Annotated in this window: 14 protein-coding genes; 6 read left to right on the forward strand and 8 right to left on the reverse strand. The window is 70.3% G+C overall.

Annotation, left to right across the window (positions count from 1 at the left end):
• Window positions 1–10: 10 nt before the first annotated feature.
• Complete coding sequence (locus ABZ915_RS31665) at window positions 11–220, reverse strand: hypothetical protein (RefSeq protein ID WP_361810335.1); 210 nt, start codon at window positions 218–220, stop codon at window positions 11–13.
• A 93-nt stretch (window positions 221–313) separates the two neighbouring features.
• Between ABZ915_RS31665 and ABZ915_RS31670 the strand changes: the two genes are divergently transcribed.
• A complete protein-coding gene (locus ABZ915_RS31670) occupies window positions 314–1,501 on the forward strand; it encodes a globin domain-containing protein (RefSeq protein ID WP_361810337.1) in 1,188 nt (395 codons plus the stop codon).
• Window positions 1,502–1,517: 16 nt separating this feature from the next.
• Here the strand turns inward: ABZ915_RS31670 and ABZ915_RS31675 are convergent, their stop codons facing one another.
• The gene (locus tag ABZ915_RS31675) at window positions 1,518–1,961 is read right to left on the reverse strand and encodes an Rrf2 family transcriptional regulator (RefSeq protein WP_361810339.1); all 444 of its coding nucleotides are present in this window, start codon (window positions 1,959–1,961) and stop codon (window positions 1,518–1,520) included.
• Between the two features lie 146 nt (window positions 1,962–2,107).
• On the opposite strand from ABZ915_RS31675, the gene ABZ915_RS31680 reads away from it, so the two are divergent.
• The 4 genes from ABZ915_RS31680 (at window position 2,108) to ABZ915_RS31695 (ending at window position 7,749) form a co-directional block, all read left to right on the forward strand.
• Window positions 2,108–2,782 carry a DUF3105 domain-containing protein gene (locus tag ABZ915_RS31680; protein ID WP_361810341.1) on the forward strand — a complete coding sequence of 225 codons (675 nt, stop codon included), beginning with the start codon at window positions 2,108–2,110 and terminating at the stop codon, window positions 2,780–2,782.
• Window positions 2,782–3,405 (forward strand): DUF305 domain-containing protein, encoded by a 624-nt coding sequence (locus tag ABZ915_RS31685; RefSeq protein ID WP_361810343.1) that lies wholly within the window; start codon window positions 2,782–2,784, stop codon window positions 3,403–3,405. The genes ABZ915_RS31680 and ABZ915_RS31685 overlap by 1 nt, the downstream gene beginning before the upstream one ends.
• 219 nt (window positions 3,406–3,624) lie before the next feature.
• Window positions 3,625–5,568: a S53 family peptidase gene (locus ABZ915_RS31690; RefSeq protein WP_361810345.1), complete on the forward strand. Its 1,944-nt coding sequence runs from the start codon at window positions 3,625–3,627 to the stop codon at window positions 5,566–5,568.
• 132 nt (window positions 5,569–5,700) lie between these two features.
• Window positions 5,701–7,749: an NAD(+) synthase gene (locus ABZ915_RS31695; protein ID WP_361810347.1), complete on the forward strand. Its 2,049-nt coding sequence runs from the start codon at window positions 5,701–5,703 to the stop codon at window positions 7,747–7,749.
• A gap of 93 nt (window positions 7,750–7,842) precedes the next feature.
• Here the strand turns inward: ABZ915_RS31695 and ABZ915_RS31700 are convergent, their stop codons facing one another.
• The 6 genes from ABZ915_RS31700 to ABZ915_RS31725 form a co-directional block, all read right to left on the reverse strand.
• Window positions 7,843–8,280, reverse strand: a complete 438-nt coding sequence (locus ABZ915_RS31700; RefSeq protein ID WP_361810349.1) for a glutaredoxin domain-containing protein — start codon at window positions 8,278–8,280, stop codon at window positions 7,843–7,845.
• A 39-nt stretch (window positions 8,281–8,319) separates the two neighbouring features.
• Window positions 8,320–9,096 carry a hypothetical protein gene (locus ABZ915_RS31705; RefSeq protein WP_361810351.1) on the reverse strand — a complete coding sequence of 259 codons (777 nt, stop codon included), beginning with the start codon at window positions 9,094–9,096 and terminating at the stop codon, window positions 8,320–8,322.
• A 250-nt stretch (window positions 9,097–9,346) separates the two neighbouring features.
• Window positions 9,347–10,564: an MFS transporter gene (locus ABZ915_RS31710; RefSeq protein ID WP_361810352.1), complete on the reverse strand. Its 1,218-nt coding sequence runs from the start codon at window positions 10,562–10,564 to the stop codon at window positions 9,347–9,349.
• Between the two features lie 124 nt (window positions 10,565–10,688).
• Window positions 10,689–11,747, reverse strand: a complete 1,059-nt coding sequence (locus ABZ915_RS31715) for an endonuclease/exonuclease/phosphatase family protein (protein ID WP_361810354.1) — start codon at window positions 11,745–11,747, stop codon at window positions 10,689–10,691.
• A 193-nt stretch (window positions 11,748–11,940) separates the two neighbouring features.
• Complete coding sequence (locus ABZ915_RS31720; protein ID WP_361810356.1) at window positions 11,941–12,573, reverse strand: TetR/AcrR family transcriptional regulator; 633 nt, start codon at window positions 12,571–12,573, stop codon at window positions 11,941–11,943.
• An 82-nt stretch (window positions 12,574–12,655) separates the two neighbouring features.
• On the reverse strand, window positions 12,656–14,245 hold the full coding sequence (locus ABZ915_RS31725; RefSeq protein WP_361810358.1) for an MFS transporter: 1,590 nt from the start codon (window positions 14,243–14,245) through the stop codon (window positions 12,656–12,658).
• 216 nt (window positions 14,246–14,461) lie between these two features.
• Here ABZ915_RS31725 and panB point away from each other — a divergent pair, with 216 nt between their 5' ends.
• Complete coding sequence (panB, locus tag ABZ915_RS31730; protein ID WP_361810360.1) at window positions 14,462–15,328, forward strand: 3-methyl-2-oxobutanoate hydroxymethyltransferase; 867 nt, start codon at window positions 14,462–14,464, stop codon at window positions 15,326–15,328.
• Window positions 15,329–15,344: the final 16 nt, after the last annotated feature.

Consider the following 15,344-nt stretch of genomic DNA (forward strand, 5'->3'; position numbering starts at 1 on the left):
TCCTTGCTGGTCAGGCCGCCTGTCCCCCGTCCCACGGGAGGCGGTCGGGCACCTGAGCATCCCACCACAACACCATTTCACGCGTGTTGCCGACCTTGATCGTCCGACCGTCCACGGCCTGAACGCCTCGCGTACGGCGGATGTACTGCTCTTCGCCCATCTTGCCTGCTCGCACCGACATCCGTAATGGGCCGTCCGCTTCCACCGTGAGCGACACCACGTCCCTTAAATTTGCATCTCAGATGCAAGTTTTATTAGCGTTTTGATCAGTGCCGGGCCCGTGCCGGGCCCGTCGACCCACGAGGAGTCCGCCATGCTCTCCGAGCAGTCCGCAGTCACCGTCCGCGCCACGCTCCCCGTCGTCGGCGCCGCCATCGGCGAGATCACCGAGCGCTTCTACGCCGGGCTCTTCGCCGCCCACCCCGAACTGCTGCGCGACCTGTTCAACCGCGGCAACCAGGCGGCCGGCACCCAGCGCCAGGCCCTCGCCGGTTCCATCGCCGCCTTCGCCACGTACCTCGTGGACCACCCGGACCAGCGGCCGGACGCGATGCTGGGCCGCATCGCCCACAAGCACGCCTCCCTCGGCATCGCGCCCGAGCAGTACGCGGTCGTCCACGAGCACCTCTTCGCCGCCATCGTCGAGGTCCTCGGCGAGGCCGTCACGCCGGAGGTCGCCGCCGCCTGGGACGAGGTGTACTGGCTGATGGCGAACGCCCTCATCGCCATCGAGAAGCGGCTGTACGAGGAGAGCGGCAGCCGCGGGTGGCGGGAGTGGGAGGTCGTCGAGCGGGTCGCCGAGACCGCCGACGTCGTCACCTTCCGGCTGCGCCCGGTGGACGGCGGACCGGTGCGGGACTTCCGCGCGGGACAGTACGTCTCCGTCCGCACGGAGCTGTCCGACGGGGCCCGGCAGATCCGGCAGTACAGCCTCTCCGGCGCGCCGGGCTCGACGGTGCGGCAGATCAGCGTGAAGGCGGTGCGCGACGGCGCCACCCCCGACGGCGAGGTCTCCAACCACCTCCACGCGCGCGTGCGCGAGGGCGACGTCCTCGAGCTGTCCGAGGCGTACGGCGATCTCGTCCTGGACGACGCCACGGACACGCCCCTGCTGCTCGCCTCCGCCGGCATCGGCGTGACCCCGATGGTCGCGATGCTGGCGCGGCTGGCGGAGACCGGCCACCGCGCCCCGGTCGCCGTCGTGCACGGCGACCGCTCCCCCGCCGACCACGCCCTGCGCGCCGACCACGAGGCGTTCGTGGCGAAGCTCCCGGACGCGGCGGCGCACTTCTGGTACGAGGAGCAGGCCCCGGCGAACGGGCGGTCCGGGCTGGTGGACCTGGGCGACATCGCCGTACCGGAGGGCACGCGCGCGTACCTGTGCGGCCCGCTCCCCTTCATGCGCGCGATCCGCACCCAGCTGATCGACAAGGGTGTGGCCCCCGCCGACATCCACTACGAGGTCTTCGGCCCGGACCTGTGGCTGGCGGCGCAGGGCTGAGAAGGACCCCTCGGGTCTACGGCGCCCGGGTGATCTCCAGCAGGAGCGGCCCGGTGGGGCTGGTGACCATGTCCGACACGGTGAGCGGGTCCAGGGTGGCGAAGAACGCCTCCTGGGCCCGCCGCAGTGCGCCGCGCAGGCGGCACCCGGAGCTCAGGGGGCAGGGCGCGGTGCCACTCGTGCCCTCGCAGTCGACCACGTCGCCCTGGCCCTCGAAGGCCCGCACCACGGCGCCGACGGAGGCTCTGCGCCCCTTCTCGGTCAGCGCGAGCCCGCCGCCCCGGCCGCGCCGGGCGTCGACCAGGCCCATGTGCTGGAGCTCGGCGACGACCTTCGCCGCGTGGGTGTAGGGCACGTCCATGTCCCCCGCGACCTCCCGGGTCGTGGGGGTGGCCTCCTGGGCGACGGCGAGTCGCATGAGCATCCGCAGGGCGAGGTCGGTGGAGCGCAGCAGCCGCATACCAGCCAGCCTAAATAATGCGCATCCAGGGTTCAAATTATCGTTTCCCTACCGGTTCCGCCGACCTCCCTACGGCGGGCGAGCCTGCCCCGACTACGATCAGCGAGCCCACCCGTCCCCATTCCTTTCCCCAGAAGGACACCGCCATGGGTTCCGCGAAGAACACCAGCAACGCCGCGCGCAAGGCGCGAATAGAAGAGATGCGGCGCGCCGAGCAGGCACGCGAGCGGCGCAACCGGGTGCTCACGATCGCCGCGAGCGTGGTGGTGGTCGCCGGTCTCGTCGTCGGCGGTGTCGTGCTGGTGCGCTCGCAGTCGGACAACGGCAAGGACGCGGCGAGCGGCTCCAAGAGCTCCGGGGACTCGGGCCACTTCACGACCGGCAAGGACGGCGTGCGGACCTGGTCGGGCAAGCTGTCCCGGACCCACGTCACCACGTCCGTGAAGTACCCGATGCACCCGCCCGTGGGCGGCAACCACAACCCGGTCTGGCTGAACTGCAACGGCAACGTCTACACCTCGCCGGTGAAGGACGAGAACGCCGTGCACGCGCTGGAGCACGGCGCGGTCTGGGTGACGTACACCGCGAAGGCGAAGAAGGCGGACGTCGACGCCCTCGCCGCGGAGGTGAAGAAGACCCCGTACACGCTGATGAGCCCGTACGAGAACCAGGCGGCGCCGCTGATGCTGTCGGCCTGGGGCCACCAGCTGAGCGTGAAGAGCGCCGACGACCCGGCGGTGAACAAGTTCTTCGCCAACTACGTCCAGGGCAAGCAGACGCCCGAGCCGGGCGCCTCGTGCACCGGCGGGACGATGAAGTGATGCGGCTCGTCGGCTGGGTCGCGGGCGCCGCGGCGGCGGTGCTCGTCGCGGCCGGGGCGATCACGTACGCGGTGGCCGAGGACGGGGGTTCCACCACGAGCACCCCGGGCGCGGAGTCGGCGGACGCCGGGTTCGCGCGGGACATGGCGGTCCATCACCAGCAGGCCGTCGAGATGTCGTACATCGTGCGCGACCGCACGAAGAACGAGGAAGTCCGGCGGCTCGCCTACGACATCGCGCAGACACAGGCCAACCAGCGCGGCATGCTGCTGGGCTGGCTCGACCTGTGGGAGCTGCCCAAGGTGTCGGCCAAGTCGCCGATGACCTGGATGGGCATGGGCGACATGCCCGCCGGCAAGGACGGCGCGCTGATGCCGGGCATGGCCACCAACACCGATCTGAAGAAGCTCCAGAGCCTCAGCGGCAAGCAGGCCGAGGTCTTGTACCTCCAGCTGATGACGGACCATCACAAGGGCGGTATCCACATGGCCGAGGGGTGCGTGACGAAGTGCACCGTCGGCGTGGAGAAGAAGCTCGCGCAGGGCATGGTGGACGCGCAGCAGTCGGAGATCCAGCTGATGGCGGACATGCTCAAGGAGCGTGGGGCGCAAGCGCGTTCTTAACGCTCCCGCACGGACGAAAGCCGCAAATCGCCCTACCTTACGGTTACTTGGGTTTCTCTTGACTTTCGCGTTCCCCTGGCATGAACGGTTCATCGAAAGAGTGGCCCCCATCGTGTGATCCATCGGGCCGAACCGCCGCGGGCCCGGCGCGGATCGCCGATGACCAACCACACATGCCTACATGCGCCTCACATCGCGAGGAGCATCGCAGGGGGTTACATGAGATCCAACCGCGCCAACCTGCGCACCGTGAGCCTGGCAGCGACACTGCCCATGGTCGCCGGTGCGCTGGCGCTCGGCATACCCGCGGCGCACGCCGCGGACAACCCGGGCCGGGACACGCTCGCGGGCACCAAGCCCGCCTGGGCCACGGCCAAGGCGGACAAGGGCGCCACCTCCGACAGCGCCCAGGTCAACGCCCGGGTCTACTTCGCCGGCCGCGACGCGTCCGGCCTCGCGGCCTACGCCAAGGCGGTGTCCGACCCGAGCTCGCCGCAGTACCGCAAGTACCTCAGCGCCAAGCAGGCCCAGGCCCGCTACGGCGCCACCAAGGCCCAGGTGGCCGCCGTCAAGTCCTGGCTGAAGTCGGCCGGGCTGAAGGTCACCGGGGTCACGCAGCACTACGTCACCGTCTCCGGTGACGTGGCCGCCGCCGAGAAGGCGTTCGGCACCCAGCTGCACAACTACGTCAAGGGCTCCAAGACGTACCGCGCGCCGTCGAAGACGGCCTCCGCGCCGGAGAGCCTGAACGGCGCCGTCCTGACCGTCACCGGCCTGGACAACGCGCCGCACAAGGCGTCCCACGACGACCAACTGCCCGGGCCGGGCACGGTGTTCAAGAACTCCGGGCCGTTCTCCTCGTACTTCGGCTCGAACACCGCGAGCACGCTGCCCGACGCGTACGGCTCGAAGATCCCGTACGCCGTCGAGGGCTACACCGGCAAGCAGCTGCGCGCCGCCTACGGTGCCGGCAGCTACACGGGCAAGGGTGTCCGCGTCGCCATCACGGACGCGTTCGCCTCGCCGACCATCGCCTTCGACGCGCAGACCTACGCGAAGAAGCACGGCGACGCCGCGTGGAAGACCGGCCAGCTGAAGCAGTCGCTGCCCAAGAACTACCAGCACACCGGCGCCGACGAGTGCGACGCCTCGGGCTGGTACGGCGAGGAGACCCTCGACGTCGAGGCCGTGCACGCGGTCGCGCCGGACGCCAACGTCACGTACGTGGGCGCCGCGTCCTGCATGGACGACGACCTGCTCGACTCGCTCAGCAAGGTCGTCGACAACCACCTGGCCGACATCGTCTCCAACTCCTGGGGCGACATCGAGGCCAACCAGACGCCGGACCTGGCCGCCGCCTACGACCAGGTCTTCCAGTTCGGCGCGGTCGAGGGCATCGGCTTCTACTTCTCCTCCGGTGACAACGGCGACGAGGTCGCCAACACCGGTACGAAGCAGGTCGACACCCCGGCCAACTCGGCCTGGGTGACGGCGGTCGGCGGTACCTCGCTGGCGGTCGGCAAGGGCGACAAGTACCAGTGGGAGACCGGCTGGGGCACCGAGAAGGCCTCGCTGTCGGCCGACGGCAAGAGCTGGACCGGCTTCCCCGGCGCCTTCACCTCGGGTGCGGGCGGCGGCACCAGCAAGACCGTGGCCGAGCCCTTCTACCAGAAGAGCGTCGTCCCGGACTCGCTCGCCAAGGCCAACGGCGCCGCCGGCAACCGTGTCGTCCCGGACATCTCGGCGATCGCCGACCCGAACACCGGCTTCAAGGTCGGCCAGACCCAGACCTTCCCGGACGGGTCGGAGCAGTACAGCGAGTACCGCATCGGCGGCACCTCGCTGGCCGCGCCGGTGATCGCGGCCGTCCAGGCCCTGGCCCAGGAGGCGGGCGGCGGCAAGGCGCTCGGCTTCGCCAACCCGGCGATCTACGCCAAGTACGGGTCGAAGGTGTACCACGACGTCACCGACAACCCGACCGGCAAGGGCCTGGCCGTGGCCCGCGTGGACTTCGCCAACGGCTACGACGCCACCGGCGGCCTGCTGACCTCGGTCCGCAGCCTCGGCAAGGACAGCTCGCTGTCCGCGGTGAAGGGCTACGACGACGTGACCGGCGTGGGCACGCCCGCGAACGGCTACGTGGACTCGTACAAGAAGCACTGAGGTACATGAAGCACTGAGGCACCGCCGGTAACGGCACCTGAGGGGCGCGGGATGTGATCATCCCGCGCCCCTTCGGCGTGGGCGGGGCGCCCCGCCACCCCATCGTGTCGCTCTGACGATTACACTGGGCGGGTGCCTCCGTTGAACTTCTGGTCGATCTATCAGCACGGCTTCGCACGCGTCGCCGCGTGCACGGGTCACACCGTCATCGCCGACCCGCACGCCAACGCCGAAGCGGTCCTGCGCCACGCGCGCCGGTGCGCCGAGGAGGGGGTCGCCCTCGCCGTCTTCCCGGAGATGGTGCTGTGCGGCTACTCGATCGAGGACCTGCTGCTCCAGGACGCGCTCCTCGACCGGGTCGAGGAGGCGCTGAAGGAGGTGGTGGCCGGATCGGCGGATCTGCTGCCGGTCCTGGTCGTCGGTGCCCCGCTGCGCCACCGCAACCGGATCTACAACTGCGCGGTGATCGTGCACCGCGGCCGGGTCCTCGGTGTCGTGCCCAAGTCGTATCCCCCGAACTACCGGGAGTTCTACGAGCGCCGGCAGATCGCCGACGGCGCCGACGAGCGCGGCGGGTCGATCCGCGTCGGCGCTGAGACCGTGCCGTTCGGCGTGGACCTGCTGTTCGCCGCCGACGACGTCCCGGGTCTCGTGCTGCACGCGGAGATCTGCGAGGACATGTGGGTGCCGGTGCCGCCCAGCGCGGAGGCGGCCCTCGCCGGCGCGACCGTCCTGGTCAACCTCTCGGGCAGCCCGATCACGGTCGGACGGGCCGAGGACCGCAAGCTGCTGTGCCGCTCGGCGTCCGCCCGCTGCCTCGCCGCGTACGTCTACGCGGCGGCCGGCCTCGGCGAGTCGACCACCGACCTGTCCTGGGACGGCCAGGCCATGGTCTACGAGAACGGCGCGCTGCTGGCCGAGACCGAGCGGTTCCCGCTCGGCGACGAGTACGCGGTGGCCGACGTGGACCTCGACCTGCTGCGGCAGGAGCGGCAGCGGATGGGCACGTTCGACGACAACCGCCGTACGCACCGCGCGCGGACCGCCGACTTCCGGACGATCGCCTTCGAGCTCGATCCGCCGCTCACCGACCTGGGGCTGCGCCGCCGCCTGGAGCGCTTCCCGTTCGTGCCGGCCGACGCCGACCGGCTCGCCCTGGACTGCTACGAGGCGTACAACATCCAGGTGGAGGGCCTCCAGCAGCGGCTCGCGGCGATCGGCGGCCCCAAGGTCGTCATCGGGGTGTCCGGCGGCCTCGACTCCACGCACGCGCTGATCGTCGCCGCCCGCGCGATGGACCGCGCGGGCCGCCCGCGCAGCGACATCCTGGCCTGGACACTGCCCGGCTTCGCCACCAGCGACCACACCAAGGACAACGCCCACAAGCTGATGAACTCCCTCGGCGTCACCGCGGCCGAGCTGGACATCACGCCCACCGCGCGGCTGATGCTGACGGAGATGGGCCACCCGTTCGCGTCCGGCGAGCCGGTGTACGACGTCACCTTCGAGAACGTGCAGGCGGGCCTGCGCACGGACTATCTCTTCCGGCTGGCCAACCAGCGCGGCGGCATCGTGCTCGGCACCGGTGACCTGTCGGAGCTGGCGCTCGGCTGGTCCACGTACGGCGTGGGCGACCAGATGAGCCACTACAACGTCAACGGCGGGGTGCCGAAGACCCTGATCCAGCACCTGATCCGCTGGGTCATCAGCAGCGACCAGTTCGACGAGGAGACCGGCAAGACCCTCGCGGCGATCCTCGACACCGAGATCAGCCCGGAGCTCGTACCGGGCGAGGAGATGCAGTCCACCGAGTCGAAGATCGGCCCGTACGCGCTGCACGACTTCACCCTCTTCCACGTGCTGCGCTACGGCTTCCGCCCCTCCAAGATCGCCTTCCTGGCCTGGCACGCCTGGCACGACCCGGAGGCCGGCGCCTGGCCGCCGGGCTTCCCGGAGGCCAAGCGAGCGACGTACGACCTCGGGGAGATCCACCACTGGCTGGAGGTCTTCTGCCGCCGCTTCTTCGCCTTCGCCCAGTTCAAACGCTCGGCCATGCCGAACGGGCCGAAGGTCTCGGCGGGCGGTTCGCTCTCACCGCGCGGCGACTGGCGGGCACCGTCCGACAGCTCGGCCCGCGCTTGGCTCCAGGACCTCGCCCGGTTCGACTTTCCGGAGGCGTGAGGGTGACGGTGGGCCCAGGCGGCGGCGCTGAGGATGACGGCGGGGCCCGCAAGACGGTCTGGTGCGAGCCGGCCCGACCGGGGCAGCAATCGGTCACGCGGAGCGAGAGAGCTGCTCGCGCACCCACGCGGGGTCGGGATTGACGTGAGGCCGGCCGTCCACGAGGACGGTCGGCACGGTCTCGTTGCCGTCGTTGACCGCCCTCACCGCCGCGGCTCCGGCCGGATCACGCCAGATGTTGACCCAGTGCACCTCACGGCCCCGCCGTCCCAGCCGAACGCGCAGACGCAGACAGTACGTACAGCCCGGCCGCCAGAAGACGACCGGCCGACCGTCGGCCGCACTGCGACGTCGCGCCTCCCCGGCTCCGATCGACCTCGGGAAGACGAGAGGCGAGTTCAGGCCTGCGATCAGCACGAACACCAGAAGGAACACGACGGCAGCGCCAGGATCCCCCTTCAGAACCAGCGCGATCGCGACAACTGAGCCGCAGAGCACGAACAGCATCGGCAGGATCCAAGCGCGCATCACGAAGACGAAGGCTACCGGTCACCGACGCGTTCAAGGCCTTCAAGAGCTGGACGCCGACGCGGAGACAACGGCGGAGGTGAGGGCTCGCTGCCTGAGGTTGCCGCCGAACAACTGCATCGTGGTGGCGGCCAGGATGTCATCCCTGCCGATGGTCCGCCCGTCCCCCCTGCGGGCGGACGGGGCCCGGAGGGAATCCTCGGGGAACGGGGGCGGGGCCGGTTCGTCCGACATCACCAGGGTGACCGTACCGAAACGTTTGACCCCGCCCTCGCGGACGACCATGGCCGCGTCCCGGGCGAGGTCCGTCAGGAACACGCTCGCGATTCCGTCCAGGTCGCGGACCATCGCTGGGACGGCCGTCGCCCCCTGGCTCCGCAGCAGCTTCTTGACCCCGGCCTCGAACCTGTGGGCGCCGACCACAGCACTCGGTCTGCGCGACCTGCCGCGCTTACGAGAAGGCACAATGACACCCTCGGCGTCGTACAGGACACCGGTCAGACCTCGAAACGTCGGGCTGTGGTCGTACCACTTGTGCCCCACCTCGAGCTCGACGTTCCGGTCGATCGCCGAGAGCAGGTCCCCGGGAATCAGCTTCTTCCGGGCCTCCTCCGCCGCCGCTCTCCTCGCGCCTTCGATGATCTCCGTCAGCACTGTCCGCGTCACCGCCGCGGCGGCCCATGCGGCCGACCGAGAGACGTGCATCGGGGTCACGTCCCTGAACACCGCTTTGACGAGAGAAGGCTTGAACGGCGGGACATCCATGATCGAGGCGGTCTCGGGACCGCGGCGCTCAGGGCGTGCGGGCTGTGCGGTCATCGGAAGAAACGCTCCCTGCTGTCGGAGTTGCCAGAGGCCCACACTTCACCACGCAGACCCGCCCTCTTCCCCCATCCTCCGTCGAAGCGGCACCCGGTCGCGGGCCGGCCCGACGGGGCGGGACTGAGCCGCAGGGATCCCCGGGAGTGCAGGGGGCGCAGCCCCTGCCAGGGTCGAAGGGGCGGAGCCCCTGGGGATGGGAGAGGGTAAGGGCGGCACCCCCGCCCCCGCCGCCCGACGGTCGCCGCCCTCAGCGGTGCAGCGCCTCCGCTTCCTGGGGGACGTGGGAGGCCACCAGCCGCTTCCGCCCCCCGGCAGGGACCCGGCGGCGGTCCACCGCGTACGCCACGCTCGCCACGCCCAGGCCGAGTACGGCCAGCGCCGCGCCGGCCAGCGCCGGGGACGTTGCGCCGAAACCGGCCGCCAGGGCCAGGCCGCCGATCCAGGCGCCGCCGGCGTTCGCCAGGTTGAAGGCGGCCTGGTTGGCGGAGGAGGCCAGAGAGGGAGCGGCGGAGGCCTTCTCCATGACCATGAGCTGGAGCGGGGAGCCGGTGATGAACGCGGCCATGCCGAGGAGGGCGATCGCGAGGGCCGCGCTCCACTGCGCCCGCATGAGGACCGGGAACAGCAGCAGCACCGCGGCCAGGGAGGTGAGGCCGCCGAACAGGGTGCCGCGCAGGGAGTGGTCGGCCAGACGGCCGCCGAGCAGGTTGCCGGCGGTGGCGCCGACGCCGAACAGGGCGAGGAGGAGCGTCACGTTGGACTCGGCGAACCCGGCGGCGTCCGTCAGCATCGGCGTGACGTAGCTGTACGCGGAGAACAGGGCGCCGAAGCCGGCCACCGTCGTGCCGAGGGCCAGCCAGACCGGCAGGGAGCGCAGTGCGGCCAGTTCGCCGCGCACGCCCGTCGCGGTCGCGTGGGTGTGGTCGTGGGGGATCAGCGCGGCGAGCGAGGCTATCGCCGCCAGGCCGATCACGCTGACGCCCAGGAACGTCGCCCGCCAGCCCAGGTGCTGGCCCATGAGGGTGGCGACGGGGACACCGGCGATGTTCGCCACCGTCAGCCCCAGGAACATCAGGGACACGGAGCGGGCCTTGCGCTCCGGCGGCACCATGGTCGTCGCGACCACCGCGCCCACGCCGAAGAAGGCGCCGTGCGGCAGACCGCTGAGGAAGCGGGCGGCCAGCAGCGACTCGTTGCCGGGGGCGAACGCGGAGAGCGCGTTGCCCGCGACGAACAGGGCCATCAGGCCGATCAGCACCGTGCGGCGGGACATCCGCGCGGTGACGGCGGCGAGCAGCGGGGCGCCGATGACGACGCCCAGCGCGTAGGCCGAGACCAGGTGCCCGGCGGTGGGGATCGAGATGTTCAGGTCGTCCGCGACCTCGGGCAGCAGGCCCATCATCACGAACTCGGTCGTACCGATGCCGAAGGCGCCCACGGCAAGGGCGAGCAGGGCCAGGGGCATGAGGGGACCTTTCAGAGCGTTCCGTGCAGTTCCGTACAGCGACTCGACTTCGCAGTCGTACTCTCAGTCGTATCACTATGTTCAAGTACGGAACAAACGCGCTCAGGCCCAGTATTCCAGCAGGTTAAGAACCGGTTGCCGATGTGGTGACCTTCACACGCGCCGCCACCGGCAGATGGTCGCTGCCCGTTCGCGGGAGGGTCCAGGAGCTCTCCGGCTCGATGCCCTTGACCATGATCTGGTCGATCCGGGCCATCGGGAACGACGCTGGCCAGCTGAAGCCGAAGCCGCTGCCCGCCGCGCCCTGCGTCGAACGCATCTGGGAGGTGACGGCGTTGAGCGCGCGGTCGTTCATCGTGCCGTTCAGGTCGCCGAGCAGCACGATCTGCTTGTCCGTCTCGTCGGCGATCGCCTCGCCCAGCGCGTCGGCGCTCGTGTCGCGCTGCCGGGCGGTGAACCCGGCCTCCATCTTCACCCGTACCGACGGCATATGGGCGACGTACACCGCGACCGGGCCCTCCGGGGTCGCCACCGTGGCGCGCATGGCCCTGGTCCAGCCCAGCTTGATGTCCACGGCCCGCGCGTCGCTCAGCGGGTACTTGCTCCACAGCCCGACCGTGCCCTGCACCGAGTGGTACTTGTACGTCGACGCCAGCGCCTTCTCGTACACCGGCACGGCGGACGCCTTCAGTTCCTCCAGCGCCAGCACGTCCGCGCCGGAGGAGGCCACGTCCCGAGCGGTGCCGGACGGGTCCGGGTTGTCGGCGTTGACGTTGTGCGTGGCCACCACCAGATCGCCGCCGCCGCCCGACTTGTCGGTGAGCAGCCCCCCGAAGAGGTTCAGCCATACGATCGTCGGCAGCAGCACGGCGATCAGCGCCGTCGCCGACTTCCGCACCAGCCCCAGGACCAGCAGTACCGGGATGGCCAGCCCCAGCCAGGGCAGGAAGGTCTCCGTGAGGCTGCCGAGGTTGCCGATCCGGTTGGGGATGCGCGAGTGCAGCAGCATCACCAGGGCGAGCAGCAGCGCGAGCACCGCGAGGACGATGCCCCGGCGCCAGACGTGCGGGTCACCTCGCCAGCCTTCGAGGAACCCGGTCGCCAGGCGCCGAAGCCGAGATCCCCGACGCTCGGGCCCCGAGCCGCCGTTGTCCGTCTCCGTCACGTACGCCTGCTGCGCCATACCGTCTGCCTCACTGCCTGCCGTGCACACCGTCGTCCCCATGTGTTCTTCCGACCCTAGGGGATGATCGGCTCCGGTCCCGCCGTCCATGACGGCCGTACGGGCACGAGGACGAACAAGTCGGCGCGGGGAGTTCCGGTTACGGGGGTGACGGACCCGGACTGTGACGAAACGCGCACATTCCGGCGCGGCTTCAGAGGTCCGGCGAGCTGACGGGCCGTAGGCCTTCGAGGACCGCGTCGACGATCTGTTCCGCGAGTCCCTCGGGGAGGTCGGCGTCGGGGCGCAGGACGGAGCGGGTGAGCATCGGGCCGACGAACATGTCGTTGACCAGTTCGAGGTCGACGTCCGCGCGGAGCTCGCCGTTGCGCTGCCCCCGGCGCAGGACCTCGAGTCCGAGGTTGCGCCGGGGAGTTATCACACTGGCGTGGTACGCGGCCCAGATCTTGGGGCTGCTCTTCATCTGGGCGTGCACGTTGTGCAGGATCGCCGAGGACCGGCTGACCAGGCCGCGCCGACGCAGCGCCTCCAGCAGCACCACCAGGTCGTCCCGCATCGAGGTGCCGGGGAGCTCGGGGTCCTCGGGTTCGGCGGCGCGCATGACGTCGACGAACAGCTCTTCCTTGCCGCTCCAGCGGCGGTAGATGGTCGCCTTGCCCACCCCGGCGGTGCGGGCGATGCGCTCGATGGAGAGTTCGGCCAGCGACACGCCCTCCTCCAGGAGCTGCATCACCCCCTCGATGATGGCCTGTTCCACCGCCTCACTGCGGGGGCGGCCCCGGGTGGGGGTGGTGCACGGCCGGGGCCGGCTGTCGGCAAGGCTCACGTCGTTCCGTCCTTTCGCCTGCTGCGCCGATTGTGACGCAGCTGCCTCCTCCCCCGCTGATCGAGTCTCCCCCGTGTCCGGGCTATTCTCCGGCCGCCACCAACTGCGGCTCCTCCTTGCCCTCCTGACGCGCCGGCGGCCTGCCGGGCAGGAAGAGGGCCACCACGACCGCGCCGATGAGCGCGACGCCGGTGCCGCACAGCGCGGTGATGTGCATGGCGTGCAGGAAGGCGTCGTTGGCCGGGTCGACGAGCGCCTTGCCCTGGGGGCCGAGCTTCTCGGCGACACCGAGGGTGGCCTCGATGGACTCGGCCGCCGTTCCCCTGAGGCCGGCCGGCAGCAGGCTCAGCTTGTCCTCGATGCCGGTGCGGTAGGCGGTGGACAGGACCGAGCCGAGCACGGCGATGCCGAGGGCGCCGCCGACCTGGCGGAAGGTGTTGCTGAGGGCGGAGGCCGAACCGGCCTTCTCCCGCGGCAGGGCCTGCATGATGACGACGGAGGTCGGCGTCATGATGTGCGCCATGCCGGTGCCCATGAGGAAGAAGACGACCTCCAGCAGCCAGATCGGCGTGTCGACCTCGAAGGTGGCGAAGGCGGCCAGCGTACCCGCGATCACCACCAGGCCCGCCGTGGTGGTGGCCTTGTTGCCGAACCGGTCGACCACCAGCCGGGCGCGCGGCGCGAAGATCATCTGGGCGGCGGCCAGCGGCAGCATCAGCAGACCGGACTGGAGCGGCGAGTAGCCGCGCACGCTCTGGGTGTAGAAGACCGAGAAGAAGGTCACGCCCATCAGCGCGAAGAAGACCAGCGCGATGGCGCTCATCGCGGCCGAGAAGACCTTGTTCTTGAAGTAGGAGACGTCCAGGGACGGGTGGTCGCTGCGCTTCTCGAAGATCACGAAGCCGGTGAGCACGGCCAGGCCGGCCGCGATGGTGGCCAGCACCTTGGCGTCCGTGAAGTCGGCCAGCTCGCCGCCCTTGATGATGCCGTAGACGAGCAGGACCAGGCCGACGACGGACAGCACGACGCCGACGGGGTCGAGGCGGCCGGGGTTCGGGTCACGGGAGTCGGGCACCAGCCACACCATCAGCGCCAGCGCGAGGATCACGATCGGCACGTTGATGAGGAAGACCGAGCCCCACCAGAAGTGGTCGAGCAGCACGCCGCCGGTGATCGGGCCGATGGCGATGGCGAGGCCGACGCCGCCCGCCCAGATGCCGATGGCCTTGGGCTGCTCCTCGCGTTCGAAGACGTTCATCAGGACGGCGAGGGTGGCGGGCATGACGAACGCGGCACCGAGGGCCATCAGGGCGCGGTAGGCGATGAGCTGGTCCGGTGAGCCGGACTCGGCGGCCAGGGCCGAGCCGATGCCGAACACCACGAGCCCGCCGAGCAGCACCTTCTTGCGGCCGAGCCGGTCGCCGATGAGACCGGAGGTGAAGAGGAGGCCCGCGAAGACGAGGGTGTAGGAGTTGATCGCCCACTCGATCTCGCTCTGGGTGGCGCCCAGACCGGTCGGCGCCGGGGTGGAGATCGTCTTGATGGCGACGTTCAGGATCGAGTTGTCCAGCACCACGATGAGCAGGCTCAGCATCAGCACGCCGAGAATCGCCCAGCGGCGCCGGTGGACCTCTTCCGGTATCCGGCGCGCAGGCACGGCAGGAGTAGTCATGCGGCTGAGCCTAGGGCAATTCCAATACGGCACCGTCTCGTATCTGAATTCCTTTACCGACACCATACAAATGCGGCGCTCCCCACAAGCGGGGCGCAAGCCGTGCGCGAGGGATCACGCGGGGTCCCCCTGGCCCTGACTGGCACGAGGTGCCACCATGGAGGCGGTCCGGGGACGCCGTAAGGGCGCCTCGAGATGACGTTAGGAGCCGTTGCAATGACGCAGCTTTCGGCTGCCCAGACGAAGCCCTCCGACGGCAGCAAGGCGCTGTACGGGGGCAAGGGCACACGCCGTATCACCGTCCGCGACATCGCCCTCGCCAAGGAACGCGGCGAGAAGTGGCCCATGCTCACCGCCTACGACGCGATGACCGCGTCCGTGTTCGACGAGGCGGGCATCCCGGTCATGCTGGTCGGCGACTCCGCCGGCAACTGCCACCTCGGGTACGAGTCGACCGTGCCCGTCACCCTCGACGAGATGACCATGCTGTCGGCGGCCGTCGTACGGGGGACGAACCGTGCCCTGATCGTCGGCGACCTGCCCTTCGGCTCCTACCAGGAGGGTCCGGTGCAGGCGCTGCGCTCGGCGACCCGGCTGGTCAAGGAGGCGGGTGTCGGCGCCGTGAAGCTGGAGGGCGGCGAGCGCTCGCACGAGCAGATCCGGCTGCTGGTGGAGTCCGGCATCCCGGTCATGGCCCACATCGGCCTGACCCCGCAGTCCGTCAACGCCATGGGCTACCGCGTGCAGGGGCGTGGCGAGGAGGCGGCGGCGCAGCTGCTGCGGGACGCGAAGGCCGTGCAGGACGCGGGCGCTTTCGCGGTGGTGCTGGAGCTGGTGCCGGCGGAGCTGGCGGCCGAGGTGACGCGGGTGCTGCACATTCCCACCGTCGGTATCGGGGCCGGGCCGGAGACGGACGCGCAGGTCCTGGTGTGGACCGACATGCTCGGGCTGACGTCCGGGCGGGTGCCGAAGTTCGTCAAGAAGTACGCCGATCTGCGTGAGGTCATGAGCGGCGCGGCGAAGGCGTTCGCGGAGGACGTCGTCGGCGGAACGTTCCCGCTGGAGGAGCACTCCGTCCACTAGGACCATCGCCCGCACC

The sequence above is a fragment of the Streptomyces sp. NPDC046915 genome, from assembly GCF_040644935.1.
Taxonomy (GTDB): domain Bacteria; phylum Actinomycetota; class Actinomycetes; order Streptomycetales; family Streptomycetaceae; genus Streptomyces.

Coding starts and splice junctions, on each gene's coding strand:
- ABZ915_RS31670 (WP_361810337.1), top strand. CDS start 314: ATGCTCTCCGAGCAGTCCGCAGTCACCGTCCGCGCCACGCTCCCCGTC.
- ABZ915_RS31675 (WP_361810339.1), bottom strand. CDS start 1,961: ATGCGGCTGCTGCGCTCCACCGACCTCGCCCTGCGGATGCTCATGCGA.
- ABZ915_RS31680 (WP_361810341.1), top strand. CDS start 2,108: ATGGGTTCCGCGAAGAACACCAGCAACGCCGCGCGCAAGGCGCGAATA.
- ABZ915_RS31685 (WP_361810343.1), top strand. CDS start 2,782: ATGCGGCTCGTCGGCTGGGTCGCGGGCGCCGCGGCGGCGGTGCTCGTC.
- ABZ915_RS31690 (WP_361810345.1), top strand. CDS start 3,625: ATGAGATCCAACCGCGCCAACCTGCGCACCGTGAGCCTGGCAGCGACA.
- ABZ915_RS31705 (WP_361810351.1), bottom strand. CDS start 9,096: ATGACCGCACAGCCCGCACGCCCTGAGCGCCGCGGTCCCGAGACCGCC.
- ABZ915_RS31710 (WP_361810352.1), bottom strand. CDS start 10,564: ATGCCCCTGGCCCTGCTCGCCCTTGCCGTGGGCGCCTTCGGCATCGGT.
- ABZ915_RS31715 (WP_361810354.1), bottom strand. CDS start 11,747: ATGGCGCAGCAGGCGTACGTGACGGAGACGGACAACGGCGGCTCGGGG.
- ABZ915_RS31725 (WP_361810358.1), bottom strand. CDS start 14,245: ATGACTACTCCTGCCGTGCCTGCGCGCCGGATACCGGAAGAGGTCCAC.
- panB (WP_361810360.1), top strand. CDS start 14,462: ATGACGCAGCTTTCGGCTGCCCAGACGAAGCCCTCCGACGGCAGCAAG.